Annotated in this window: 22 protein-coding genes and 2 tRNA genes; 11 read left to right on the top strand and 13 right to left on the bottom strand. The window is 67.8% G+C overall.

Annotated elements, in window-relative coordinates:
• Window positions 1-11: 11 nt before the first annotated feature.
• Window positions 12-188 (bottom strand): hypothetical protein, encoded by a 177-nt coding sequence (locus ACW18A_RS04385; RefSeq protein ID WP_492023588.1) that lies wholly within the window; start codon window positions 186-188, stop codon window positions 12-14.
• A 94-nt stretch (window positions 189-282) separates the two neighbouring features.
• On the opposite strand from ACW18A_RS04385, the gene ACW18A_RS04380 reads away from it, so the two are divergent.
• A tRNA-Thr gene (locus tag ACW18A_RS04380) sits at window positions 283-357 on the top strand.
• Between the two features lie 65 nt (window positions 358-422).
• Here ACW18A_RS04380 and ACW18A_RS04375 read toward each other — a convergent pair.
• The 3 genes from ACW18A_RS04375 to ACW18A_RS04365 all read right to left on the bottom strand — a co-directional run bounded on the left by ACW18A_RS04375 (window position 423) and on the right by ACW18A_RS04365 (window position 2,612).
• Window positions 423-1,025, bottom strand: a complete 603-nt coding sequence (locus ACW18A_RS04375; protein ID WP_492023587.1) for a hypothetical protein — start codon at window positions 1,023-1,025, stop codon at window positions 423-425.
• Window positions 1,026-1,098: 73 nt separating this feature from the next.
• Complete coding sequence (gene msrB / locus ACW18A_RS04370; protein ID WP_492024330.1) at window positions 1,099-1,590, bottom strand: peptide-methionine (R)-S-oxide reductase MsrB; 492 nt, start codon at window positions 1,588-1,590, stop codon at window positions 1,099-1,101.
• 107 nt (window positions 1,591-1,697) lie between these two features.
• Window positions 1,698-2,612 (bottom strand): CPBP family intramembrane glutamic endopeptidase, encoded by a 915-nt coding sequence (locus tag ACW18A_RS04365; RefSeq protein WP_492023586.1) that lies wholly within the window; start codon window positions 2,610-2,612, stop codon window positions 1,698-1,700.
• A gap of 127 nt (window positions 2,613-2,739) precedes the next feature.
• Between ACW18A_RS04365 and ACW18A_RS04360 the strand changes: the two genes are divergently transcribed.
• A complete protein-coding gene (locus ACW18A_RS04360; protein WP_492023585.1) occupies window positions 2,740-3,273 on the top strand; it encodes a MarR family winged helix-turn-helix transcriptional regulator in 534 nt (177 codons plus the stop codon).
• 90 nt (window positions 3,274-3,363) lie between these two features.
• Here the strand turns inward: ACW18A_RS04360 and ACW18A_RS04355 are convergent, their stop codons facing one another.
• Entirely contained in the window at window positions 3,364-4,854 is a 1,491-nt protein-coding gene (locus tag ACW18A_RS04355; protein ID WP_492023584.1) for a hypothetical protein, read from the bottom strand.
• Window positions 4,855-5,016: 162 nt separating this feature from the next.
• Here ACW18A_RS04355 and ACW18A_RS04350 point away from each other — a divergent pair, with 162 nt between their 5' ends.
• Together ACW18A_RS04350 and ACW18A_RS04345 are read left to right on the top strand one after the other, a co-directional pair.
• The gene (locus tag ACW18A_RS04350; RefSeq protein WP_492023583.1) at window positions 5,017-6,999 is read left to right on the top strand and encodes an ATP-binding protein; all 1,983 of its coding nucleotides are present in this window, start codon (window positions 5,017-5,019) and stop codon (window positions 6,997-6,999) included.
• A 328-nt stretch (window positions 7,000-7,327) separates the two neighbouring features.
• Window positions 7,328-7,594: a type II toxin-antitoxin system Phd/YefM family antitoxin gene (locus ACW18A_RS04345; RefSeq protein WP_492023582.1), complete on the top strand. Its 267-nt coding sequence runs from the start codon at window positions 7,328-7,330 to the stop codon at window positions 7,592-7,594.
• Here ACW18A_RS04345 and ACW18A_RS04340 read toward each other — a convergent pair.
• On the bottom strand, window positions 7,591-9,018 hold the full coding sequence (locus tag ACW18A_RS04340; RefSeq protein WP_492023581.1) for a LytR/AlgR family response regulator transcription factor: 1,428 nt from the start codon (window positions 9,016-9,018) through the stop codon (window positions 7,591-7,593). The genes ACW18A_RS04345 and ACW18A_RS04340 overlap by 4 nt on opposite strands.
• Window positions 9,019-9,129: 111 nt before the next feature.
• Between ACW18A_RS04340 and ACW18A_RS04335 the strand changes: the two genes are divergently transcribed.
• Complete coding sequence (locus ACW18A_RS04335) at window positions 9,130-10,587, top strand: alpha/beta fold hydrolase (protein ID WP_492023580.1); 1,458 nt, start codon at window positions 9,130-9,132, stop codon at window positions 10,585-10,587.
• On the opposite strand, the gene ACW18A_RS04330 is transcribed toward ACW18A_RS04335, so the two are convergent.
• Together ACW18A_RS04330 and ACW18A_RS04325 are read right to left on the bottom strand one after the other, a co-directional pair.
• Complete coding sequence (locus ACW18A_RS04330) at window positions 10,584-12,425, bottom strand: terminase large subunit domain-containing protein (protein ID WP_492023579.1); 1,842 nt, start codon at window positions 12,423-12,425, stop codon at window positions 10,584-10,586. The genes ACW18A_RS04335 and ACW18A_RS04330 overlap by 4 nt on opposite strands.
• Window positions 12,426-12,765: 340 nt before the next feature.
• The gene (locus ACW18A_RS04325) at window positions 12,766-13,599 is read right to left on the bottom strand and encodes a flagellin (protein ID WP_492023578.1); all 834 of its coding nucleotides are present in this window, start codon (window positions 13,597-13,599) and stop codon (window positions 12,766-12,768) included.
• Window positions 13,600-14,251: 652 nt separating this feature from the next.
• Here ACW18A_RS04325 and ACW18A_RS04320 point away from each other — a divergent pair.
• Window positions 14,252-14,560, top strand: a complete 309-nt coding sequence (locus ACW18A_RS04320; RefSeq protein ID WP_492023577.1) for a hypothetical protein — start codon at window positions 14,252-14,254, stop codon at window positions 14,558-14,560.
• A 166-nt stretch (window positions 14,561-14,726) separates the two neighbouring features.
• Here ACW18A_RS04320 and ACW18A_RS04315 read toward each other — a convergent pair whose 3' ends face one another.
• Both ACW18A_RS04315 and ACW18A_RS04310 read right to left on the bottom strand, forming a co-directional pair.
• A complete protein-coding gene (locus ACW18A_RS04315; RefSeq protein WP_492023576.1) occupies window positions 14,727-15,578 on the bottom strand; it encodes an alpha/beta hydrolase in 852 nt (283 codons plus the stop codon).
• Between the two features lie 789 nt (window positions 15,579-16,367).
• Window positions 16,368-17,267, bottom strand: coding sequence for a LysR family transcriptional regulator (locus ACW18A_RS04310; RefSeq protein ID WP_492023575.1), 900 nt, complete (start codon window positions 17,265-17,267; stop codon window positions 16,368-16,370).
• A gap of 113 nt (window positions 17,268-17,380) precedes the next feature.
• Between ACW18A_RS04310 and ACW18A_RS04305 the strand changes: the two genes are divergently transcribed.
• Window positions 17,381-17,569, top strand: coding sequence for a hypothetical protein (locus ACW18A_RS04305; protein ID WP_492023574.1), 189 nt, complete (start codon window positions 17,381-17,383; stop codon window positions 17,567-17,569).
• A 15-nt stretch (window positions 17,570-17,584) separates the two neighbouring features.
• Window positions 17,585-19,369, top strand: coding sequence for a PHA/PHB synthase family protein (locus ACW18A_RS04300; protein ID WP_492023573.1), 1,785 nt, complete (start codon window positions 17,585-17,587; stop codon window positions 19,367-19,369).
• Here the strand turns inward: ACW18A_RS04300 and ACW18A_RS04295 are convergent.
• The 3 genes from ACW18A_RS04295 to lipB form a co-directional block, all read right to left on the bottom strand.
• On the bottom strand, window positions 19,366-19,608 hold the full coding sequence (locus tag ACW18A_RS04295; RefSeq protein WP_492023572.1) for a hypothetical protein: 243 nt from the start codon (window positions 19,606-19,608) through the stop codon (window positions 19,366-19,368). The genes ACW18A_RS04300 and ACW18A_RS04295 overlap by 4 nt on opposite strands.
• Before the next feature lie 144 nt (window positions 19,609-19,752).
• A complete protein-coding gene (locus ACW18A_RS04290) occupies window positions 19,753-21,333 on the bottom strand; it encodes an ATP-binding protein (RefSeq protein WP_492023571.1) in 1,581 nt (526 codons plus the stop codon).
• A gap of 51 nt (window positions 21,334-21,384) precedes the next feature.
• Complete coding sequence (lipB, locus tag ACW18A_RS04285) at window positions 21,385-22,194, bottom strand: lipoyl(octanoyl) transferase LipB (protein WP_492023570.1); 810 nt, start codon at window positions 22,192-22,194, stop codon at window positions 21,385-21,387.
• A 76-nt stretch (window positions 22,195-22,270) separates the two neighbouring features.
• Here lipB and ACW18A_RS04280 point away from each other — a divergent pair, with 76 nt between their 5' ends.
• The 3 genes from ACW18A_RS04280 to mgtE all read left to right on the top strand — a co-directional run bounded on the left by ACW18A_RS04280 (window position 22,271) and on the right by mgtE (window position 24,118).
• Entirely contained in the window at window positions 22,271-22,522 is a 252-nt protein-coding gene (locus ACW18A_RS04280; protein ID WP_492023569.1) for a FliM/FliN family flagellar motor switch protein, read from the top strand.
• 42 nt (window positions 22,523-22,564) lie between these two features.
• Window positions 22,565-22,649 (top strand) — tRNA-Leu (locus ACW18A_RS04275).
• Between the two features lie 65 nt (window positions 22,650-22,714).
• Complete coding sequence (gene mgtE, locus ACW18A_RS04270; protein ID WP_492023568.1) at window positions 22,715-24,118, top strand: magnesium transporter; 1,404 nt, start codon at window positions 22,715-22,717, stop codon at window positions 24,116-24,118.
• Window positions 24,119-24,192 lie beyond the last annotated feature (74 nt).

Here is a 24,192-nt window from a genome sequence, read left to right as displayed (position 1 = left end):
GGGAGGGAGAATCAGTTCTCCGGCCTGTCACGCTTCGGCTGAACCGCCTTGCGCCGCCTCAGATTGTCCCGCAGCGCCCTGGCGAGCCGTACCGTGCGTTCGGCCCGTTCGATCTCTGCCGGCGTCCGGGGCGCGGGCGGCGTCGCATCGGCGGACGTCGGCGTCGGGGACTCGGGCGGCTTGGTCATGACTTCACTCAGCCCCGGGAAAAGTTTCGGGGCAAGGGAAAATGGGCTTCCCCCCCGACGGTGGAGTGGCTATACGGCCGCTTCCTCGGAACAGGCCGCCGTAGCTCAGTGGTAGAGCGCATCCTTGGTAAGGCTGAGGTCGTGGGTTCGATTCCCCCCGGCGGCACCATTCCGAAACGACAAGGCCCGGTCGCGAGACCGGGCCTTTTTGCTTTCACCTCGACCGTGAAATTTCTAGTCCTCAGCAGTGATCAACGGCGTCCGCTCGCGCCGCTCCTTGTCCTCATCCCAGCTGAAGCCCACCGACATCGACCGCGACCGACCGGGCGCGCCATAGAGCGAATCGTAGGAGCCATAGGGCCGTATCCGCGCGCCGTAGCCGACGTCGCCAAACCCGTACCCGCCCGGATAACCCCAGGCCCCGTAACCGTAGCCGTAGCCCGGATAGCCGTAGCCGTTCTTGGTCTGGCTGTAGGCCAGGTCCAGCCGACCGTTCTCGCCGATCGGCAGGGAGACGCCGACCGACACCGACGAATAATCGTTCGTCCCGATCGAACCGCTGACGAAGCCGTGCATCTGGCGGTCGTCGCGCGGCCCGGCCTCTTCGGCGAACGGCTCGGATTCGGGCGCACGGGCGGCGACCCAGCGGCTGATCTGTTCGCGGGTGGTCAGGTTGTGCGGCGTCACCGCGACCACCTGGGCCGCGTCGGGCCGGGCTTCGGTCGTGGGAGCCTCGGCCCCCACCATCACCGCGCCGTCGCCGTGCCGCGCGGTCGTGACCACGCCGTCCGGGTCCTCCGAACCCAACAGGGTGGCCAGGGCGAGGGCGGTCAGCATGGGCGGGACTCCGGACTGACGACCATCCTAACCCGGATTGAGGCCGGACCGTGATGGCGAAGATTCAATCGCGTCACGCCACCCCGTCGCCGCGCCCCAGCGGATCGGGCAGAGGCCGGCCCTCCTCCACGAATGACAGGGCCACGGAGTTGATGCAGTAGCGCAGACCCGTAGGCGGCGGCCCGTCCGGGAAGACATGGCCCTGATGGCTGCCGCAGCGGGCGCAGGTCGTCTCGACGCGCACCATGCCATAGGCGCGGTCCTCGATGGCCGTGACGTGGTCCTCGCTGACCGGCTGGGTGAAGCTGGGCCAACCCGTGCCGCTCTCGAACTTGGTCGTCGCCTTGAACAGCGGCAGGCCGCACTGACGGCAGACGAACACCCCTGCCCGCTTCTCGCCCAGCAGCACGCCGCAGAACGGCGCCTCGGTGCCGTGCGACAGCAGGACCCGCTTCTCCTCGGCGTTCAGATCCGCCTCCAGCGCCACGCGCTGACCTTCGGACGGCGGCGTCAGGTCATAGCCGGCGGCGGACAGGTTCGGGCGGGTGTCGGTGATGTCGGTCATGGTCGGGAAATGGGAACCGTCACCCATGGTTCCAAGAGGCCCCGATCTTCTCCCTCCCCCTCGGGGGAAGGAGAGCGGCGACAGGTGGTCCGGGTGGGGAACGCCCGTCAGCGATCCGCCGCCGGTGTGAATCGCCCTCTCTTCCAGGCCAGGCCGAGCAGGCTCAAACTGGCCAGCAGCGATATGATCAGCGCCGCCATCGAGGACTCGGGGCCAAAGCCGCCCCCACTCAGCGTCGCGGCGATACCCTCGACCGGACGGGTCAGCAGCGGGCCCCCGGCGAAAACATCCAGCCCCGAAACCGCGCCGCCGAAGAGCCAGCCCTGGGCGAAATTCCAGCCCGCGTGCATGCCGATCGACATCCAGACCCGGCCAGTCAGCAGGTAAAGTCCCGCGCCGGTCCCCTCTCCGGCGAGCAAGCACAAGGCCGAAAACACGGTCGCATCAGGATTCGACAGGTGGAGACCGGAAAACAGCAATGCGGTGACGATCAGGGCGGGCAGCACGCCCACGGCGCGCCAAAGCAGGCGGAACACGATGATCCGCATCAGAACTTCCTCGATCACTCCGGACTGCACCGACTGTTTGAGGGACTCGGCGATCTCGGTCATCGGCGTGGAGGCCACAGTAACCCAGCCGGCGGCCCACAGAACGCCGATGATCGCAGCGATGAGCAGCCCGCCCATGACTGTGCCGGCCGCGAGATCGGGAAGCACGCGACGCAGTCCGAGCTCTGGGATCCGGCGGCGCTCGACCAGGCCGACGGACAAGGCATAGATCGCCAGCATCCCGATCGAGCCGATGATGACGGCGAGCAACCGCGCGCCGGTCGGCGCCTCGGCGCGCGAGGTGAACACGTCGCCCGAAGCCATGGCCGAGAGGCGCAGGGTGGCGTCGGCCGCGACATTGAACGCCAGGATGCACAGGACCGCCAGAACCAGCATCCAGCTGATGGCTTTCAGCCAGCGGAGCCGGCCCGGCGCCAACCATCCGGCATTCCCCAAAACGATGTCCGTCGCCATTGCCCGCCTCCGTGAAACTCTGGCAAGATATCTTCATGTGAAGATTTCTGTGTCAATAACTGTCTTCACATGAAGATAATTTAACCTGCCGCAAGCCCCCCGGGGCCGGGTCGGATGGAGCGCGCCAATGAAGAAGACTATCGCCACTGATCGGGTCGATGCGCTGGTCGCAGACTGGAGGCGGGAGAATCCCGCTCTGTGCGCCGACGCCATGCAGGTTGTGGGCCGCATCATCCGGCTCGGTCGCGCCTATCAGGACGATGTTTCGACCATGCTTCGGCCCTGGGGATTGTCCTATTCCGACTTTGACGTGATCGCGACGCTCCGCCGCTCGGGTCCGCCCTATGCGCGGACGCCCACGCAGTTGCAGCAGAGCGTCCTGCTGACGTCCGGCGCGATGACCGCCTGTCTCGGACGCCTTGAGCGACAATCGCTGATCAGCCGCTCGGAGGACGCGGACGACCGGCGGCGCTCGGCGGCGACGCTGACCCAAAAGGGTCTGGACATGGTCGACCAACTGATATCGCGCCGCTTCGCCCTTGCCGAAGACTCGCTGGATGGCCTCAGCGGAAAGCAGACAGATGATCTGATCGCGCTCCTGCGACGACTTGATCGTGAGTCGGGGCCGAAGCTCGCCCCTGCCCGAACGGCAGCTTCCTGACCTGAATTTTTGTCCAGATCGGCTCAAACAACGGAGGCCGGCCAGGGTTTCCCCTGACCGGCCCGATGGTCGTCTTTGGTTGCGACCGGATCAGCCGCCGAACAGCGTCCCGACCCAGGTCCGGACGGCATTCTCGTCCGCCGGGTTGCCCGTGTAGGCCAGGCCCTGCGCCGGGGTGAAGGGCGCGTTGTTCGGGCGTTCGCGGCTGGTCCAGGCCTTGTGGCCGTAGCTCAGGTCCGAATAGTTCGACGGCAGGCGGGCCTGCGTCGGCTCGATGAAGATGGTGTCGGTCGCCGTCGTCGACCCGGCGATGCGCACGTTCGGCAGCTTGGACAGCAGGTCGAGCGTGTCCAGGCAGCCACCCGAGCAGCCCGCGTCCACCAGAACCACGACCGGACCCTGAACCGGGTTGGCCGCGCCCGTGTCGCCGACGGCAGCACGTCCCGGCAGGGTGAAGGTCTGCCGGCCCGAGGCGAGGGCCGCGTCGAAGGCCGCCACGACTTCCTGGGTCTGGACGATCACCGAACCGGCTTCCTGGACGAAGCGCGGGTCGGCCTGCATCCGGCCGAGCGTGTCATTGTACCAGGTGCGGTTGCCCGGGGTGGCGCGATAGGTGATGGCCCCGGCGGCCGGCTGGCGGCTGACGGTGAACTCAGGGGTCCAGATGCGGTTGGCCAGGCCATAGCCGCGCGCGGTGGAGGTGTAGGCCGAGGCCCCCGAGGCGGCGCGCAGGTCCAGCACGAAGCCTTGCGGTCCGCGCAGGGCCGCGGCCTGGCCTTCGACCAGCGAGTTGAAGGCGTCCCAGCCCGCGCTGTCGGCGAACGAGTGGACATGGACCCACGGACGGCCGTTGACCGTCTCGACGTTCAGCGGCGTCACCGGCGGCATATAGACGGTGGCGCGATACGCGGCTTCCAGATCACCGGCGACCAGCGGCACGGGGCGCAGTTCCACGGCCCGGGGCCGGGCGCGGGCGTCGCGCTTGAACTCGCAGGTCGAGGGCGTGCCGGCGGCGAACGGGTTGTTGCGGTTCCACAGCAGATACGGGGCCGAGGTGACGCGGCCGGCCTCGGTGTCGAGGTTGCCCTCCCACTTGTCGAGCTTGGCGCGGGCATACTGTTCGATCGGCGTCAGGTTGCAGCTGACCACGATCTCGCCGAGGCGCGGCGCGTTGCGCGTGCCCGGCTTCACATAGGTCACGACATAGTGGCCGTTGCGCCAGCCGGTGGTGATCCCGGGCCAGCTGATACCGAAATAGGGCCCCAGGCCTTCGAACGACGGGGTGATGGCGATGTTCGAATCGCGGAAGCCGCCGGCGTAGTAGCGCATCAGATAGGCGTGGGCGTCGCCCGAATTGACCTGGCCGATGCGGCCGTTGGCGTCCGCCAGACCGGCGTCCAGCCAGCTGCGGAAGGTGTCGCCGGGCGCGCCGGGGATGGCGGCGGCGGGGTGATTGTCGCGGAGCGCGTCATGCGCGGCCTGCAGGTCCGTGCGCGCCAGGGCGCGGAAGTCCTGCGCGACAGCGGCGGTCGCCGACAGCATGCAGGCGGCCGCCGAAACTGCGGTCAAAAAGCGGATCATAACGAACTCCAGGCGGGGGATGCGGATGGCTCGGCCGCGAGTTAAAGCCGATGAGGCCTCATCTTGCCAAGTGAGAACGGCGCCCGTGTGACGGTTCGTCCATTGGGCGAGCGAATGCGGCCCCCGTTTACAGGCTCGCGAGGCCCGCCTACGGATCGCCGCATGTTCTCAAAGATCCTGATCGCGAACCGGGGCGAGATCGCCGTCCGTATCATCAAGACGGCCCGCCGCATGGGCATATCGACCGTCGTGGTCCACTCCGACGCCGACGCCGGCTCGATGGCCGTGGAGATGGCCGACGAGGCCATCCATATCGGCCCCTCGCCCGCCGCCGAGAGCTACCTGCTCCAGGACAGGATCGTCGAGGCCGTGCGCCGCTCGGGCGCCGAGGCCGTCCATCCGGGCTTCGGCTTCCTGTCGGAGAACCCCGTCTTCGCCCGCAGGCTGGAGGCCGAGGGCATCACCTTCATCGGCCCCAACCCCCACGCCATCGAGGCCATGGGCGACAAGATCACCTCCAAGAAGTTTGCGGCAGCAGCCGGGGTCTCCACCGTCCCCGGCTATATGGGCCTGATCGAATCCGACGAACACGCCATCCAGATCGCCAACGAGATCGGCTATCCGGTCATGATCAAGGCCTCGGCCGGCGGCGGCGGCAAGGGCATCCGCGTCGCCCACTCCGACGCCGACATGGCCGAGGGCTTCTCCGCCGTGAAGGCCGAGGCCCTGACCGCCTTCGGCGACGACCGGGTCTTCCTGGAAAAGTTCATCATCGACCCGCGCCACATCGAGATCCAGGTGCTGGGCGACAAGCACGGCAACATCGTCTCCCTGTTCGACCGTGAGTGCTCGATCCAGCGGCGGAACCAGAAGGTCATCGAGGAGGCGCCCTCCCCGCTTCTGGACGACGCCACCCGCAAGGCCATGTCCGAACAGGCCATCGCCCTCGCCCGCGCTGTGAATTACGACTCGGCCGGCACGGTCGAGTTCGTCGCCGGTCAGGACCGCAGCTTCTTCTTCCTCGAGATGAACACCCGGCTCCAGGTCGAACACCCGGTCACCGAACTGATCACCGGCGTCGACCTGGTCGAACAGATGATCCGCAGCGCCGCCGGAGAGCGGATGGCCTTCGGTCAGGACGACCTGAAGATCAACGGCTGGGCCATCGAGAGCCGCATCTATGCCGAGGACCCCTATCGCGGCTTCCTGCCCTCCATCGGCCGCCTCGTCCGCTACGACCAGCCCGAAGAGGGCCAGCACGACGGCTACACGGTCCGGAACGATTCCGGCGTCCGCGAGGGCGACGAAATTTCAATGTTCTACGATCCCATGATCGCCAAGCTGAACACCTGGGCCCCGACTCGCATCGCCGCCATCGACGGGATGAAACGGGCGCTCGAGGACACCCACCTGCAGGGCGTCGGCCACAACGTCCCCTTCCTCGCCGCCGTCATGGATCAGGAGCGGTTCCGCTCCGGTGCCCTGTCGACCTCCTATATCAAGGACGAGTTCCCCGACGGCTTCAAAGGCGCAGCCCCCGACCGTCGCCGCACCGACATCCTGATCGCCACGGCCGCCGCGATGAACGAGATCATCACCGAACAGTCCGGCGACCCGTCCGACCGCACCGACTGGATCGTCCTGATCGAACGCGACGCGCACGGCGTCTCTCTCGGCTACGACGAGGAGGAGGCCCTGACCCTCGATCTCGCCGGCGAGGACCGCTCGTTGCACCTCTCCGACATCGACTGGCGCCCCGGCCTGGCCCAGTTCCGCGCCGTTCTGGATCACGAGCCCTTCACCGCCGAGGTCGCCCGCATCGCCGACGGCTTCAACATCCGCACCGGCGCGACCCGCGCCCGCGTCCGCGTCCTCACCCCGCGCATGGCCGAGCTGTTCGCCCGCCTGCCCGAGAAACAGGCGGCCGACACCTCGAAGCTGATCCAGTCCCCCATGCCCGGCCTCGTCGTCTCCATCGCCGTGACGGTCGGCCAGGAGGTCAAGGCCGGCGAGACCGTCGCCGTCATCGAGGCCATGAAGATGCAGAACATCCTCAAGGCCGAGCGGGATGGGGTGGTGAAGACTGTGGGGGCGAAGGCCGGCGATCCGGTGGCCGCGGATGATGTGCTGGTGGAGTTCGCCTAGAACCTTCCTTCCTTTCGTCATTCCGGGCGAAGGCGCTCTTGCGCCGCAGACCCGGAACAAGGCGGTGCTGAAGCGAAGCGGAGGCGATGGGTCAGCCGATTGTGTCCGCGACAGTTTCGCGCTCACGCGAGCCGCCCGCCGGTCCGAGCTCCGCTCGGCCGGAGGATGACGAATGTTCCGGGTCTGCGAGGCTTTGCCTCTCCGCTCGGAATGACGAAAGATAGGTCAGGTACGCGGAGTAGGTCCGAAGACAGCCGTGCTGATTGACCCGGCCGTTTCATCCCAAGCTCGGTTGCTCTTGAACTGAAGAAATACTACCCCTACGTGCATGAACGTCGTCGAGATCAAAACCGCCAAGACGCATCTCTCGCGCCTTCTCAAGCGCGTCGAGCAGGGCGAGACCATCATCATCACCCGCGACGGCAAGCCGGTCGCCAGACTGACCCCGCTCGCAGCTGAGGACACCGCCCGTGTGGCCCCGAAGCGCCGCCTCGGCTTCCTGCAAGGTCAGATGACCATCCCCGACGACTTCAACGAAATGGGCCGCGAAGAGATCGAACGGATGTTCAACGGCGACGACGACCCGCCCACCTAAGCCGCCACCCCGCCCGGACTCGCCCCCTCCAGCGCATCCCTTACCGCCGGCAGCCGGTTCCGGCTGATCGGCAGCGGCGCGCCCTCGCCCATCAGCAGCCGGCCCCGGCCGCCGTCGCGCTCATAGCCCTGCACATGGGCCAGGTTGGCGATCACCGACCGGTGCACCCGCAGGAAGCCGGCGGGCAGTTCCGTCTCCAGCCGGTCAAGCCGCGCCGCGTGCAGCAGCCTGCGCCCGTCCGCCAGCCTCAGCTCGACATAGTCGTCCGCCCCGACCACGGCGGTGATCTCCGCCAGCGGCACGCGCAGCACCCCGCGTGCCGACGCCACCGTCAGACAGTTCGGCCGGGCCGCAGCGCGGGTCAGGGCGACCTCCCGCCCCCGATCGTCCCGCCCCAGCCGCACCACCTCGGTCATCAGCAGCGGCAGCACCAGACCGGCCGCGAACACGAAATAGGACAGGTCAATCAGCCAGCGCGGCAGCGCCACCCCCACCGCCACAAAGGCCAACAGATAGGCCAGGGTCAGCCGCGCCCCCGTCTCGCCCCGCCGCACCGCCACACCCGCCGCCACTGCCGACAGCCCGACCCCGACCGTCAGGGCGGCGATCGTCTTCAGATCGAACCCCGGAATCAGCAGGCTCGCTGCGGCCCCCGCCACCGCCACCCCGATCAGGCCCCGCCGCGCCCCCGGCCAGAACCGACCCGCCACCCAGGCCACCAGCAGCACCGCAAAGACCGCCGTCAGCCCCCAGATCCCGACCAGCCGCCAGACGTGCAGCGGATAGGCATAGTTCACCAGCGTCCTCAGGGTCTCCAGCACCGCCTGGGCCCCCGCAACCCCCGCCATCCCCGTCAGGATCAGGCTGGACCCTGTCTGCCGCAACGCGTGGATGACCCCGAACCCGAACGCCGCCGCAAACAGGGCACCGGCAATCAGGAAAGTCAGGGCCAGCGGCCCCGCCCGCGAGGGTGCAGGCCATCCTGCCACCCCCATCCCCGCGACCGGCCCGTCCAGCCTCAGCCCCCCGTGGAAGGACGACATCCGCACCACCAGCACATTGCCGGTGGTGCGCCACGCCGACGTCCCGACCGGAAAAGCGGCCTCGTAGCGCCCCGGCGTCTCCGCCGCCGACGTTCCGCCGGGCTGTCCGTTGGCCCCCAGTCTCACCCCGTTCAGCCAGACCTCGGACGAGGCGATGCCCCCGATATAGAAGGCCTGCGGCTCCGCCCCCGTGGGCCGGCCGATGACGGCCTTCAGCCACAGTTCGCGTCCCTGCGGATCGATCACGCCCTTGATCGGACGACAGTCGCTCAGCACCGGCCCCGATGCGCCGGTCGCCCCGCGACAGGCCTCCCAGTCCTGCGCCCCCGCCACCCCGGGTAGCCAGATCAGAAACAGGGTGAAAAGAAGCGCGCGAACCATTCCGACACCCTACCGCGCCGTTCACCGGAATTCGCCACCGCTCACCGATCCAGCGGCACCGTTCGCCGAAGCGGGGCTGCAAAGCCCGCCGGGCCGGGGCTGGGTATCGCCATGACCCACATCGCCCTGAACCGCCGCTCCCTCCTCGCCGCCGGCCTCGCGCTCCCGGCCCTCGGCCTCGCCGGCCGCACCCTGGCCCAGACCCGGACCGAGACCCCGGCCGGGCCCTTCACCTTCACCAGCCGCGCGGGCGAGACCACCCCGGCCGAACGCGGCTTCTTCGACGTGCCCGAGGATCGCCGCGATCCGCGCTCGCGCTGGATCCGTCTCGGCTACGTCCGTTTCCCCTCGACCTCGCCCAATCCCGGCCCGCCGATCGTCTATCTGGCCGGCGGCCCGGGCGGCAGCGGCGCGGACGCGGCGACCGGCCCCCGCTTCCCCATCTTCATGGCCCTGCGCGCCGTCGCTGACGTCATCGCCTTCGACCAGCGCGGCACAGGTCTGTCCGCCCATATCCCTGCGCGCCCTGACCCGACCGGCCCCTTCCCCGACCTGACCCGCGCGGGCCTGACCGGCTACTATCGCGACGACATCCAGAAGGCCTGGGTCGACTGGACCCGGTCCGGCGTCGCCATGGCCGGCTACACCACCGAACAGAACGCCGACGACATCGAGGATCTGCGCCGCCATCTGGGCGTCGACCGGATCAATCTGTGGGGCATCAGCTACGGCACCCATCTGGCCCTGTCGGTGCTGAAGCGGCATCCGGACTCGATCGGCCGCGTCGCCCTCGCCAGCCTCGAGGGTCAGGACCAGACAGTCAAACGCCCGGCCCATATCGACGCCTTCCTCGACCGGGTCGACGCCGTGCTGGGTCAGGATCCGGTCGCCCGCGCCGCCGTCCCCGACCTGCCCGCCCTGATGCGCCGCGTCCATGCCCGGCTGGAGGCCGACCCAGCCCCGATCACCCTCGCCTCCCCCGCCGGCCCGGTCGCGCTGAAGCTCGGAGGATTCGGGGTCCAGCTGATCAGCGCCGCCATGGTCGCCAATCCCCCGACCCTCGCCCGCCTCCCCGGCCTGTATCTGGCCCTCGACGCCGGTCAGACGGACGGTGCCGCGGCATACTTCGGGGGTGTCTCGCGCGTGTTCGGCGTCTCGGGCATGAACGAGGCGATGGACATGGCCTCGGGCATCTCCCCGGCCCGCCTCGCCCTGGTCGAACAGGAGGCGCGCACCGCCGTCATGGGTGACGCCCATAACTACCCCATGCCCCATCTGCTGGGGGCCATTCCCGGCCTCGATCTGGGCAAGGACTTCCGCCGCCCGATCGTCATCGACACCCCGGCCCTGCTCGTCGCGGGTTCCCTCGACGGCCGCACCCCGCTGGAGGAACAGGCCGAGATCATCGCCCAGTTCCACAACAAGTCCCAGATTCACGTCGAGAACGCCGGCCACAACGTCTTCGAGTCCCACCCCGACGTCTCGCCCCTGCTGGTCCGCTTCTTCGGCGGAGAGACCGCCGCCGACACCCGCCTGACCCTCCCGCCCCCGACCTTCGTCCTGTCCTAGAGCATCCGGATCCTCGGCCCCTCGCCCGCCCCGTTCAGCATCAGGGCCGTCACCGCCCACACCAGGGCATCGGCCCGGTCGAGCGACAGGCCCCCGTCGTCCTCCGCCCCGACCGCCATCAACTCCTCCTCCAGCGCCCCGAACACCGCCGCGTGCGTCACCCTGCCCTGTTCGTAGAGTGACGCCACCGGCTCGGCCCGCGCCCGCTTGCCGACCTTGGCCCGCACGTCGATCACCGGGGTCCGACAGCCCACGGCCTGAAACACCGCCCGGACCATCTCCCCGCCCTGGTTGACCTCCGCCACGATGGCCTGGGCGCCCCAGGCCTCGGCCGCTGCCCGCGCCCGCCGCGCCCAGCCGTCCGGCGACAGCCCCCTGACCGACCGGTCCGCCAGCACCACCGCCCGCGTCACCCCGTCGACCCGCCGACGCCCCACCACCACAATGCCACAGGCGTCGCCGCCCGCCGTCGTTGTCGGGTCCACCCCCACGACCACCCGTTCGAACCCGGCGGGCAGGGAGCCGCCCTCGGCCGCGCTCCGCGCCCCCAGCGTCCCCCACGGCCGGAAGTCCTCCTCCACCCGGCACCCCGCCATCATCTCCGCGGTGAACAGGGCTCCGTCGATCTCCACGACCCGCCCCTCCAGTTCCTGCGCCGCCCGCCGCGTCCCGCCATAGCGGGCCGTCAGCTCCTCCAGGAAGCCGGGTGACAGATGCGCTGCGTTCTCCGCCGTCGTCGCATGGGTGGTCACGCAGGACCCCTCGTCCCGCAACCCGATCAGCGCCCGCGTCGGTCGAGGCGTCGTCGTGACCAGCAATCGTGGGGCGCTACCGCTCCCGGCGCGGCCGCTCGCTGCTTGAGCGCGGTCCGGCGCATGAGGCAGCCTCAACCCCATCCGCAGCAGGGCCAGGGTCTCCCCCGCCCCGCGCGCACCCGCCGCCGGCCAGGCGCAGAACTCGTCCGCCCAGGCCGCCGAGAACTGCGGCCCTCTCAGACTGTCCGGGTCCTCCGCCGAAAAGGTCTGGGCCACCGCCCCGTTCGAGAACAGCAGTCTGCGCCGCGACGCCTCGAACCGGGGCCGGTCCGACCGGCTCCAGCGCGCCAGCGACCGGATCCCCGACACACCCTCGATCATCACCTCGCGTACGTCGTGCAGGGTCTGGCCGATCAGCGCCAGCCGGCCTCCCGCACCCTCCATCGCCCGGTCGCTCAGCCACATCGCCCCGGCCAGGGTCTTGCCCGCCCCGCGCCCGCCCAGGAACAGCCAGGTGGCCCAGTCGCCCCCGTCAGGAAGTTTGTCGGGCGGCTTTTGCGCCGTCCTCAGCTCCACCGGCACCGCGACCGCTTTCGGAACCTCGTCCTCCGGCGGCTCCCCGATCCAGCGCAGCCTCGGCTTCCGGCACCCGCGCTCCATCAGGTCCAGCACCCCCTTGCCCAGGGTCACCAGTCCCCGCCCGTCGGCGATCCGCCCCTCCGCGACCGCGTCGGACACACTGTCCAGAACCGCCTCGCACGTCGCCCCGGGATCGCGTCGGTCGATGATCATGGCCAGGTCGCCACAGGTCATCCGCACCGAGCCGTCCGCCCGCGCCTCGGCCACCGCCGGTGCCGGTCCCTTGGGCCGCCGCACGGCGTCCGGCTGATCCTTTTTGCGCCGGCCCAGCACACAGGCGTTGCGATGGATGGAGGTCGGCCTGACCCCGTATTCGACCGCCAGAGCCCCCGTCGCCTCCCCCGCCAGCCAGCGGTCGAGCAGCTCATGCCACTGCTTCGGCGACATGCCCGACGGGCTCTGTTTCAGCGGCCGGTCGTCTTCCCTGTCGTGCAGTCTCCCCATGCCGACAGTATCGGGGCACGGGATGGCAGGGCGCGCTTAAAGGCTCTGGTTAGAGCCGGATATTGAATTCATTGGGGTCCTGGGCCGATCCGTTGATGGGTATCGGCGGATGGGCGCAACGCCGACCCTCACGCTTCGCCGCAGGTGCAGCGTCCGAACACGGACCCGGACCTGACGTCGGCTCCCGACCCCTGGCCGGAATTCGGCGCGTCAACGTTCGCGCACCCGGATGGCCGTCCGGTTCCGGGCGGACCATCGATGTTCTGTCCGGCCGCCGGGCGGCCATGCAGATTTCAGGAAACGGTCGGGCGGGGCCGAGACCCCGCCCTTCCATCTATGCCTATCGGAACAGGCCGAGCAGGATCGAAGACGACTGGTTGGCGATCGACAGAGCCTGCACACCCAGCTGTTGCTTGGTTTGCAGCGACTGCAGTCGTGCGCTTTCCTTGGCCAGATCCGCATCGACCAGGTTGCCGATGCCGTTTTCCAGCGCGTCCGACAGCTTGCCGACGAACGAGGCGTGGGTATCGAGCGCCTTGGCGCCGGTTCCCAGACGCGCCAGGGAGGCCGACACGTTGTTGATCGAGGCATTGACCAGACCCAGGGCCGTGGTGGCCAGGGTCGAGGTGCCGATCGTGGTCGCGGCGGCCACGGTCACGTTGGCGCCGCCCAGCGACAGGTTCTCACCCGCCACCTTGATGGTGGAGCCGGTCGTGTTCGAGAGGGCCTTGTAGCCACCCGTGCCGGTCGAGTTGTCCAGCAGGTTGACGCCGTTGAACTTGGCGTTGGAGACCACGGTCGTGACCTGGTCGCGGATCGCCTTGAAGTCTTCGTTCAGGGCGCTGCGAGCCGCGGTGGTCAGCGACTTGTCGGTCGCGGACAGGGCCTTTTCCTTCAGTTGCAGGAGCAGATCGGAGACCGATTCGCCCGCGGCAATCGAAACGTCGACGGCCGAAGAGCCGCGCGCCAGGCTGTCCTTGACGGCACCCAGGGCGGTGACTTCCGAACGCTGGCCCTGGGCGATAGCCCAGACAGCACCGTTGTCCTTGGCGGAGTTGACCTTCTTGCCGGTGTTGATGCGGCTCTGGGTGGTCGCCAGTTCGGTGTTGGTGGATTGCAGGTTCTGCAGGGCGACGAGGGCGCCCGAGTTCGTGTTCACGCTGTTCAAAGCCATGACAGGTAGTCCTTGTTTCAAGGTGTCCGGAGATCATTTTGACCCCGTGAGCGTTTTGCCCTCTGACAGACTATCCACGACCAGCTAACCAACTGAGAACAAGAACTGAACAGAATGTAAAATTGAGGCTTTAATCTTTCAGTAATCACGATATCTGGACGATCGGTTATCGTAAATATACTGTAAAACTGTTTAACTCTGGCATTTTTTCCTTAGCTGTTATTCAGGTCGAGGCTGGACATCCCTGGAACCAGGCTGATCAAGACCGACAATCGACCCTGCGTCAGGCGCGAGGCTCGTCCGTCCGCTGTCGGACCCGGTCCTTTCGACCGGCCCCGACCCGTTGCGGTCATGCCGCTGCTCGCGGACCGGATTGCAGACGGGGCCGGCCGCGAGGTGGATGCGGCGTTCTTCGAGCTGTTGACCGGATATCTTGCTTCAACTGTCTTCGGTGTCGCTGCGGCCCGGTCGAAAGGTTGTTGCGAAATCAAACCCGTCAGAACAACCGACTGACCCTGAAGAAATTTTCAGCTCCGGCAGGGATCTTGTCTTTGACCGTCAGGATTCGACAGGCAAGCGTGGCCATATGTCCATTGCCGTAGTCACCGGCCCGCTGTTACGGATTATCGTCCAACAGGGACGGGAGGTTGTCATGAGAATTTCGGGATTTGTTCTCGGTCTTGCAGGAGCACTGGCGCTGACGGCGGGTCCGTCCCTCGCCGTATCGCCGGCTCCGATGCGGGTGGACAATCCGATCGATGTCCAGGCGTACTGCGAGTATAACCACAATACGAACGCCGAACTCTATGATCGCGCAGACGCCTATTCCTGGCGTTGCTCGGGTGACGTCGATGTCTCGATGGACCTCGCCTGCCAGCAACAGTACGCCGAGGACTGGGCCTCTGCGGTCGAGGACCGGTACGACGCCTATTCCTGGTACTGCTACTGGCAGGGCGGCTGATCCCTCGCGTTCGGGGGCTGGAGTCCAGCCCCCGAAACCGCGTCCGCCGGCCCGGTCGCGGTCCCGGCCGGCAGGCTCGCCGCCGACGCCTGGACTCCAGGCGGAACCAACGCTGTCTGCTGTTGGAGCTGACACACCACGGGTCGCGGGCCGCGTGGACGGGTATTCAGCGTCGCTCGATGGTCGCCCCGCTGATTTCGATCGTGGAGAGCCGGGCGCGGGCCGCTGCGTCACCCAGAGCTTCCGCCCGGATAAAGCTGGCCGTCAGGTCAACCACCGCGGAAAACGTCGCATCGTCGGCGCTGACAACCAGGTTGTGATCGGCCTCCGCAACGGTCACCAGCGCGCTGCCTGGCACTGAACTGTGATCGTACAGGGCGCGGTGACTGCGCCAGTCCGCAACGACGCCCGGAACGACATCCTGTTCGCCCGTCACCACCAGCACCGGTGCGCTGAGGTTTCGATAGGTCTCCGGGCTCATCAGCCCCGGAATGATGCCGGGGCTGGAGAAGGCGACAAGCGCCTTTACGCCGGGATCGCCCTGGGCACCGACGGGCGTCGACGCGCCGATGGCCAGTGAGGACATCAGGCTGCCGAACGAATGGCCCATCACGACAAGCGGCAGTCCGGCATAGGCCGACCGGGCATAGCCACGGGTGATCGCAAGGTCTTCCAGTCGGGCCATGAAGCTCGTCGGTCCGCCTGAACCGGAGATATCACCCCGCGCCAGGGCGTCATCATGAACCGGTGCGATCACCGTAAATCCTTCCCGTGCCAGGGCTCGCATCATCCGCTCATAGGCAGCAGGCTGACCGCCGCCCCCGGGGCTGAACACGACGACGACGCCCGGGTTGCTGGCAGGCCAGACCCTGACTTCCAGTTCGCGGCCGGCTGAGGCCGGAAGACGCACGACCTGCCCGGCCGCAACGCCTTGGGCCAGACCCTGCGCCGACGCCGGCGCGCAGCCGACCAGCAACAGGGCCGCGACCGTTCCGATCAGGTTCAGACGAATAGTCATGTATTTCCCCTCGCTTCGTTGTGCCTATCCTCACGCCTCCCTCGTCTTGTGCACCCCGATTTGCGCCACCGGCCACTGGCCGTGCGTGTATGAACACATCGCCTTCTGTCCCATCGAGAGTCGTGGCCGGCGGCTCTCCTTGAATGTGGCCATGTCCGTTTCCCCCGTTCAGCGGCACCGAAACGTTTTGCGCGGTCTTGTTTGAGCGTCATCGTCCGGATTTCGATCGGCCTGTTTTCCGACCAGACCCTTTCATCCCTGTCGGGCCTGACCGGGCTGTTCTGGCCCGTAGCGTCGCATGAACGCAGCGGACGGCACCGCCGGCGACGGCGGGGCCGTCATTGTGTCCGCTCCCCGCCCCGACCCGCCTTTCGGCGCGTCTGGCTTGTGGCGGATATCCCAACGTCTGGTTTGGGGCAGATCGCCAACCGCTGGGTCCAACCCATTGCGGCGGTTGGGAGTGTCCGCTCCCGGTAGTGAACGACTGGATGTTAGCCACCCGCATCGACCCGGCCGGCTTCGGGAGCACATTCGGGCCGAGAACTCCCACCTCCCGATCCGACGACGAGAACGTCAGTAGCAGCGGTTCAAATCCCAAGCCTGAGCCCAGAGATTCCTCACCACCCACGCGGCGATCTACAACACCTTCAACATCCAACGGCATCTGATCAGCAGACCCAAACGTCGCCGCTTCCGCGCCCAAGCCGACGCCGCTTGCGCGGCCGCCGTTGCCTGATTTCAGGCAGGTTGGGAAGCCCTTCGACCTGGCGAAGCTACCCTGACAGAACCTCAGCCGCCGGTGAACATGGCCCGGTCGGCCCTGACCGCCTCGACGATCATCGCCGTTACGGCCCGGATCCGGGCCAGCGGCTTGAGATCGGCATGGGTGACCAGCCACAGGCTGCGGTCCAGATGCACGGCGTCGGGCAGCACGCGCAGTAGGCCGCTCTCTCGCGCGGCGATGAAGTCGGGCAGGACGCACAGGCCGGCACCGGCGAGCGTGGCCTGAAGCTGGGCGATCAGGTTGGAGCTCTGCAGGGCGACATGGATGTCGACGTCGGGCGCCTGCATATAGTCGAGCTCGGGCGCATAGAGCAGGTCGCCGATATAGCCGATGAAGCGCTGCCCGGCCATGTCGGCGCGGGTCCGGATCCCCGGGTGGGTGTCGAGATAGGCGGGGGCCGCGTAGAGGCTGAGGCCATAGTCGGTCAGTTTCCGCGAGATCAGCCGGCCCTCGCGCGGCGCACTCAGGGTCACGGCGATGTCGGCCTCGCGCTTTGACAGGCTGAGGACGCCCGAAATGGCCACCAGTTGGATATCCAGTCCGGGATGCCGGTCGGCCAGTTTCGCCATCAGGGGGGCGAGGACATAGCTGCCGAAGCCTTCGGGGGCCCCGATCCGCACCGTGCCGGACAGGGCCTGGTCAGCCTCGCCCAGTTCATTGGCGGCCAGCAGGGTCAGGCTCTCGATCTTTTCGGCGGTGGGCATAAGGCGCTCGCCATGCGGGGTCAGGGCGTAGCCCTGGGGGCTGCGGTCGAACAGGCGGGCGCCCAGACCGTCCTCCAGCGCGGCGATACGCCGGGCCACGGTGGTGTGGTCCATGCCGACCCGCGCCGCCGCCATGGTCAGGCGGCCGGTGCGGGCTACGGCCAGAAAGGCGCGCAGGTCGTTCCAGTTGAAATCGGCCACGATCCGCTCCTGTGCAAAAATGCACAATGATTGCTCAGATCGTGGCATCGTAAGAACAGAAAAGCCATGACATAACGACGACATCCGAACGTCTCCGTTCCGAGGACACTGTCATGGCCTTCGACGCCGCCGCCTATACGCCCGCCGCCCGGACCGCTATTCCGACGCCGACAGCCGCGCTGATCGACGCGTTTGACGCTCCTTGCCCGATCTGGGCGGCCGAGAATCCGGATCGCGCCCTGGCGTTGCTGTTCGTGGCCCCGCGCGATTGCGTGGCCGTCGATGTCCTCGTCTCGCTGTAAGCGGAAAGCCTGCCCATGACCGTCTCCCAGCCGCGGGTTCCCCAGCTGCCCGATCCGACCGTCGTGGCCGAGACCCTGACCACCCTGATGCAGAACGCCGCCGCGGCGGTGCGCACCACCATGGTCCAGGCCGCCACGCCCCGGGCGCTGCCCTATGATCCGACGACGCTGACGCGGGCGATGATCGATTTCAACACCGCCGTGATGATCCGGCCGGCAGCGCTGTTCGAGGCCCAGGCCAAGAACTGGAGCGACTGGACCGCCCTGTGGCGCACCATGGGCCAGCGGGCCACGGGTCAGGAGACCGCCCCCATCGCGGCCCCCGCCAAGGGTGACCGCCGCTTCGTCGATCCGGCCTGGAGCGACGAGCCGGTCTATGACTACCTGAAACAGGCCTATCTGCTGGCCGCGCGCCAGTTGCAGGATTTTGTCGCCGCCGCGCCGGTCGATGACGCGACCCGTGCCCAGGTCGACTTCGCCAGCCGGCAGATGATGAATGCGCTGGCACCGACCAACTTCCCTCACACCAATCCGCAGGTCGCGCGTCGCACCATCGAGAGCGGCGGCCTGAACCTGATGACCGGGCTGTCGAACCTCCTGGAAGATATCGGCACGGGGCAGGGGCTGGTCAGCCGCCGCGCGCCGAATGATTTCGAACTGGGCGTCAATGTCGCCGCGACGCCGGGCGCGGTGGTGTTCCAGAACGACCTGATGGAGCTGATCCAGTATGCGCCGACGACCGATCAGGTCTATCGTCGCCCGCTGCTGTTCGTGCCGCCGCTGGTGAACAAATACTACCTCTTCGACCTGACGCCCAAGGCCAGCTATCTGAAATGGCTGGTGGATCAGGGTCACACCGTCTTCGTCATCTCCTGGGCCAACCCGAACGAGAGCCACGCCGACATCGGCATGGACTCCTATGTGAAGGACGGCGTTATCGCGGCGCTGGACGCCGTCGAGGCGGCCACGGGCGAGCCGGACGCGGATCTGGTCTCCTACTGTCTCGGCGGCACCCTGTCGGCCATGTCCTTGGCATACCTCGCCCAGATGGGCCGGGCGGACCGTATCGCTTCGGCGACGCTCATCGCGACCCTCGTCGACTTCGGCGACATGGGCGAATGGTCGGTTTTCACCGGCGAGGATGACCTGAAGGCCTTCGACCGCTATCTTGACGAGAAGGGCTATGTCGAGGCGCACGACCTGACCAAGCTGTTCTCGGCGGTGCGCGCCAACGACCTGATCTGGTCGTCGGTGGTGAACCACTATCTGCTGGGCGACGAGGCCCGCGCCTCGGATCTGCTGTGGTGGTTCGACGACGGCTCGCGCATCCCGGCGCGGATGCTCAAGGAATACGGCCGCCAGATCCTGCGCGGCAACCAGCTCAAGGACGGCGGCGTCCAGATCGACGGCGTGACGCTGGACCTCAAGGCCATCGAGACCCCGATCATGTTCGTGGCCCTGAAGGACGATCATGTCTCGGCCTGGAAGAACACCTATGCCGGTCGCCAGTTCTTCGGCGGGCCGACGCGCTTCCTGCTGGGCGGTTCAGGCCACAACGCCGGGATGATCAATCCGCCGGCGGCCAACAAGCACGGCTACTGGACCAATGACGACGCCCCGGCCGATGCCGAGGCCTGGCTGGCCGGTGCCGAGCAGAAGCCCGGCTCCTGGTGGCCGGAATGGCAGGGCTGGCTCGACGCCGCCGCAGAGGACGACAAGGTCAAGGCGCGCAAGGTCGGCTCAGGCAAGCTCAAGGCCGGCGTGGCCGCTCCGGGCGACTATGTCCGCGTTCGCCACTAGGCCTTCGTGATATCTCCCTTGCTCGCGGTCCGCAGCAGCGGGGCGACGGCGTAGAGGACCACCACCACGACCGCCCGGCGCAACGGCTCGATCGGCATTTCCTTGACCAGGACGGCGGCGACCAGGACGGCCGGAATGCCGCCGAGGGCGATGCCAATCACGATCCTCAGGTCGATCCGTTCGGCATTGATGTAGCGGAAGCCCGTGGTCGGCATCAGGAAGGCGCAGGCGCTGGCCATGATCGGGAAGGCCAGGCGCGGAGGAGCCAGTCAGCCAGCTCGCCGTGCTGTTTCGCGGAATGGAGCTTAGGCGCAAGGCGGGCGGGCCGGGGATGACCAGGTCCCACCCCGAACAGACCCTCACAGGGTCCGCTTTCGTCGCCCCTATTCCACCACCGCCTGGGCGATCCCGGCCAGCAAACTGGCCGCCGTCACCGGCTTGGCGACGTGCAGGTCGGCCCCGGCCGCCAGGGCCTCGTAGCGGTGCTCGGCCATGGCGTTGGCGCTCAGCATGATGATCGGGGTGCGCGGCCCGCCGCGCTCGGCCGTGCGGATCGCGCGGGTGGCGGTGAGGCCGTCCATGACGGGCATCTGCATGTCCATCAGGATGACGTCGAAGCGTGACCGGCCCACGGCCTCGACGGCCAGGGCGCCGTTCTCGACGGTGACGACCTGGGCCCCCGCCGCGCCCAGGATCAGCTGGACCACGCGCTGATTGGTCGGATGGTCCTCGGCCAGCAGGACCCGCAGCGACCGCTCGGGCATGAAGATCGGGACCGGCCCCATGGCCGCCGGCGCGGCCAGGCCGTCGTATTCCTCCAGCGCCACCACCCGCTGCAGCGGCAGGGTCAGGGTGAAGGTCGAGCCCTCGCCGGGGCAGGACCGCGCCTCGACCTTCCCGCCCATCAGCTCGGCCAGGGACCGGCAGATCGAGAGGCCCAGGCCCGTGCCTCCGAAGCGGCGGGTGATCGAGGTGTCGGCCTGGTTGAACCGCTGGAACAGGGTCGCGCCCGTGGCGGCGTCGAAGCCGACCCCGGTGTCGGACACGGCGAGGGTCAGGACGCCCTCGCCGACCTCGTCGCCGCTCACGTCCCAGTCGACCGAGACCTTGCCTTCGCTCGTGAACTTGACCGCATTGGACAACAGGTTGTTGACGATCTGGCCGATCCGGGTGCTGTCGCCCATGAAGACGCCGCGCGCGCCCGAGCCCTGACGGTCCTCGAACATCAGCCCCTTTTCGGCGGCGCGGCTGTGCGACAGGTCGATGATGCCGGCCAGGGCCTCGCCGAGGTCGAACTGGCGGGACTCGAAGTCGAGCCGCCCGGCCTCGATCTTGGACACGTCGAGGATGTCGGAGACCAGCCGCTCCAGCGTGACCCCGGCGCCCTGGATCAGATCGACCATCTCGCGCTGTTCTGGGTCCAGCGCGGTGCGACGCAGGGAATCGACGATGCCGATGACCCCGTTCAGGGGGGTGCGGATCTCGTGGCTCATATTGGCCAGGAAGTCGGTCTTGGCCAGGCTGGCCGCCTCGGCCGCCGCCTTGGCGTTGATGAGCGCCTGGTCGGCCGCGACCCGGTCGGTCACGTCGCGCCCGACGCCGTAGATGCGGTCGCCGAACCGGTGGGCCCGCCATTCCAGGGTGCGGTAGGAGCCGTCGCGATGCCGATAGCGGTTGATCTGGCCCAGGATCGGGTCGCCGGGCCAGCGTGCCTCAACCTCGGTCGCGCTCCGTTCGGTCGCGGCCCTGTCGTCGGGATGGACCAGACGCAGCAGCCGCGTCCCCTCCAGCTCGTCGGTCCGCCAGCCTAGCTGGGTCTCCCACGAGCGGCTGACCTTGAGGATGGTGCCGTCCAGATCGCGGATGACCAGCATGTCCAGGCTGACGTCGAAGAAGGTCGACATGTCGGCGGGAGCGATCGAGGCGGGGGCCTCGAGCCTCTGTGCCGTTGTCGCTCCGTCCATCGCACGCACCTTTGATACAACCGTGACGTCCGCAGCCGTACACCCCAGCGGTTAAGCCCGTGTTTCGTCTGGCGAGGAATTTCCCACGGCGCCAAAAACCCGCACGAAACTGGCCTTCAGGGCCGCGTCAGCCTCGTCCATCGTCGCGGTGACGCCCAGGTCCAGCAGGCTGGTCACACCGTGCCCGACGATACCGCACGGCACGATGCCGCCGAAATGATCCAGATCCGGTTCGACGTTCAGGCTGATCCCGTGGAAGCTGACCCATTTCCGGACCTTGACCCCGATGGCGGCGATCTTGTCTTCTCTCCCCCCGCTCGCGGGGGGAGTGTCGGCGAAGCCGACGAGGGGGGGCCTATCCGGGACAGGGCCGGTCGTCATCTTCCGGCCGAGCGGTGCCCGGACCGGGGGACGCTCCACCCAGACCCCGACCCGGCCCTCGCGCACATCGGCCTTCACCCCGAGTTCGCCCAGCGCCCCGATCAGCCACTGTTCCAGACCCCGCACGAAGCCGCGCACGTCCCTGCCCCTCTGGTTCAGGTCCAGCATCACATAGGCCACCCTCTGGCCGGGCCCGTGATAGGTGAACTGCCCGCCCCGCCCCGTCCGGTGGACCGGGAACCGGCCGGCGTCGATCAGGTCCTCGTCCCTGGCCGAAATCCCGGCGGTGTAGAGCGGCGGATGCTCCAGCAGCCAGACCCGTTCCGGCGCCTCTCCGGCCGCGATCAGGGCGACCCGCGCCTCCATCCCGGCGACGGCGTCCTCATAGGGAACAGGGCCGGGCGCAGTGACCCATTCGACGGCGCGGCCATCGGGGCGAATCAGCGATGAAACAGCGGGGCTTAACGGCTCGGCAAGCATGATGCCCCCAATGTGAGGCCGAGGGCCGTCAATGCAAGTTTTGCCGCCAGTACCCTCCAGCGTATCCGGAGATTCCTTGAGCCAGATCGAAGCCGTCGACGTCGAACTGTCCATCGTACTGGGCCGTTCCGTGCTGCCTATGTCCCAGCTGCTGAAAATGGGTCGGGGCGCGGTGATTCCGCTCGATGCGTCCGAACACGACGAGGTCTGGATCCTGGCCAACAACCACCCGGTGGCGCGTGGCCAGATCGAGATCCACGACGACCGGATCGCCATCACCGTGACCCGCCCCGCCGATGTCTACGACTTCATGGCCGGCGCGGCCTAGACGCCGCCGACTCTCTCCGCTATCAGCCCCCCTCCGATGCGAGCGGTCGTGGCGGAATTGGTAGACGCGCAGCGTTGAGGTCGCTGTGGGGCAACCCGTGGAAGTTCGAGTCTTCTCGACCGCACCATCAGACTAGGGACTAAGAATCCGGCACTACCAGGCTGATTCACATCGAGAGAGGGAGGCCCCCGCGTGAGCGAACGAACCGCCACTCTCGATCCCGACGTCAACGAAGACCACGAGGCGCTGGACGAGGACTATGTCCTGACGGCGTCCTTCGTGGAGAAGGTGGTCGACGCCGCCGACGACGGCGACGGGATGCGGCTGCGCTCCCTGCTGGAAGATCTGCACCCCGCCGACGTCGCGGACCTGATGGGTTTCCTGACCGCCGAGCATCGCGGCGTGGTGGTCCTGTGGCTGCCGCCCGAACTGCTGGCCGAGACCTTGCCGGAGCTCGACGACGGCATCCGTGAGGAGGTGCTGGAACGCGTCGCCCCGGGCACGCTGGCCGAAGCCCTGCAGGAACTGGATTCCGACGACGCCGCCGCCGTCGTCGAGGACCTGGAGGACGACCAGCGCGAGAAGGTGCTGGCCGCCATGCCGGCGACCGATCGCGCCGCGATCGAAAGCTCGCTGGGCTATGCAGAGGACTCCGCCGGCCGTCTGATGCAGCGCGAGGTGATGGCTGCGCCCCTGTTCTGGAGCGTCGGCGATACCATCGACCACGTCCGGGCCCAGGGCGAGGACCTGCCGGAGTTGTTTTTCGACATCTATGTCGTCGATCCGCACAACAAGCCGGTCGGCGGCATTCCGATCAGCGGCCTGCTGCGCGCCGCGCGGACGGTCAAGCTGTCCGACCTGATGGAGCCGGTGAACGCCATCGCCTCCGACACAGATCAGGAAGAAGTCGCCTACGTCTTCGAGAAATACCACCTGATCTCGGCACCCGTGATCGATGCGGCCGGCCGGCTGGTTGGCCAGATCACTGTCGATGACATCGTCAACATCATTCAGGAGGAGAACCGGGAGGACATTCTCCGCCTGGCCGGCGTGTCCGACGAGGATCGCGGCTCCAGCGTGTTCGAGATCGTCCGCAGCCGCGTACCCTGGCTGACCATCAACCTGGCGACGGCGGTTCTGGGTGCCAGTGTCATCTCGGTCTTCGAGGCCACGATCCAGCAGATCGTGGCCCTCGCCGTCCTGATGCCTATCGTTTCTGCCATCGGCGGCAACGCCGGCACCCAGGCCCTGACGGTTACGGTCCGGGCGCTGGCCACGCGCGAACTGAACAGCTCCAACGCCCCCCGGACCTTCTGGCGCGAGTTCGTCGTCGGCGGGGCGAACGGGTTCGTCCTGGCCCCTCTCATCGGCGTGGCCGCCGGCCTGTGGTCGGGAGACTGGCGGCTGGGCGGCGTCATCGCCTCCGCCATGATCCTGAACCTGATGGTCGCCGCCACCGTCGGGGTGCTGACCCCGCTGACGCTGTCCAAGCTGAAGTTCGACCCTGCGGTCTCGTCAGCCGTCTTTGTCACCGCGACCACGGATTTCTTCGGCTTCCTTATCTTCCTCGGCCTTGCGACGATCGTCCTGCTGTAGAGACGCCATCGAACGGCGCGACCTTTGCTCTCTCCCCCATGGGGCGATCGCGCCCTGTCTCGATTTGGGTCAAA

Source organism: Brevundimonas sp. AVps5 (genome assembly GCF_058681515.1).
The sequence above is the reverse complement of the archived record's forward strand: the minus strand, read 5'-3'. Positions and strand labels throughout refer to the sequence as shown.

Excerpts from the sequence above, each read along its gene's own strand:
- ACW18A_RS04385 (WP_492023588.1), bottom strand. The coding sequence starts at position 188 with ATGACCAAGCCGCCCGAGTCCCCGACGCCGACGTCCGCCGATGCGACG.
- ACW18A_RS04375 (WP_492023587.1), bottom strand. The coding sequence starts at position 1,025 with ATGCTGACCGCCCTCGCCCTGGCCACCCTGTTGGGTTCGGAGGACCCG.
- msrB (WP_492024330.1), bottom strand. The coding sequence starts at position 1,590 with ATGACCGACATCACCGACACCCGCCCGAACCTGTCCGCCGCCGGCTAT.
- ACW18A_RS04365 (WP_492023586.1), bottom strand. The coding sequence starts at position 2,612 with ATGGCGACGGACATCGTTTTGGGGAATGCCGGATGGTTGGCGCCGGGC.
- ACW18A_RS04360 (WP_492023585.1), top strand. The coding sequence starts at position 2,740 with ATGAAGAAGACTATCGCCACTGATCGGGTCGATGCGCTGGTCGCAGAC.
- ACW18A_RS04355 (WP_492023584.1), bottom strand. The coding sequence starts at position 4,854 with ATGATCCGCTTTTTGACCGCAGTTTCGGCGGCCGCCTGCATGCTGTCG.
- ACW18A_RS04350 (WP_492023583.1), top strand. The coding sequence starts at position 5,017 with ATGTTCTCAAAGATCCTGATCGCGAACCGGGGCGAGATCGCCGTCCGT.
- ACW18A_RS04345 (WP_492023582.1), top strand. The coding sequence starts at position 7,328 with ATGAACGTCGTCGAGATCAAAACCGCCAAGACGCATCTCTCGCGCCTT.
- ACW18A_RS04340 (WP_492023581.1), bottom strand. The coding sequence starts at position 9,018 with ATGGTTCGCGCGCTTCTTTTCACCCTGTTTCTGATCTGGCTACCCGGG.
- ACW18A_RS04335 (WP_492023580.1), top strand. The coding sequence starts at position 9,130 with ATGACCCACATCGCCCTGAACCGCCGCTCCCTCCTCGCCGCCGGCCTC.
- ACW18A_RS04330 (WP_492023579.1), bottom strand. The coding sequence starts at position 12,425 with ATGGGGAGACTGCACGACAGGGAAGACGACCGGCCGCTGAAACAGAGC.
- ACW18A_RS04325 (WP_492023578.1), bottom strand. The coding sequence starts at position 13,599 with ATGGCTTTGAACAGCGTGAACACGAACTCGGGCGCCCTCGTCGCCCTG.
- ACW18A_RS04320 (WP_492023577.1), top strand. The coding sequence starts at position 14,252 with ATGAGAATTTCGGGATTTGTTCTCGGTCTTGCAGGAGCACTGGCGCTG.
- ACW18A_RS04315 (WP_492023576.1), bottom strand. The coding sequence starts at position 15,578 with ATGACTATTCGTCTGAACCTGATCGGAACGGTCGCGGCCCTGTTGCTG.
- ACW18A_RS04305 (WP_492023574.1), top strand. The coding sequence starts at position 17,381 with ATGGCCTTCGACGCCGCCGCCTATACGCCCGCCGCCCGGACCGCTATT.
- ACW18A_RS04300 (WP_492023573.1), top strand. The coding sequence starts at position 17,585 with ATGACCGTCTCCCAGCCGCGGGTTCCCCAGCTGCCCGATCCGACCGTC.
- ACW18A_RS04295 (WP_492023572.1), bottom strand. The coding sequence starts at position 19,608 with ATGGCCAGCGCCTGCGCCTTCCTGATGCCGACCACGGGCTTCCGCTAC.
- ACW18A_RS04290 (WP_492023571.1), bottom strand. The coding sequence starts at position 21,333 with ATGGACGGAGCGACAACGGCACAGAGGCTCGAGGCCCCCGCCTCGATC.
- lipB (WP_492023570.1), bottom strand. The coding sequence starts at position 22,194 with ATGCTTGCCGAGCCGTTAAGCCCCGCTGTTTCATCGCTGATTCGCCCC.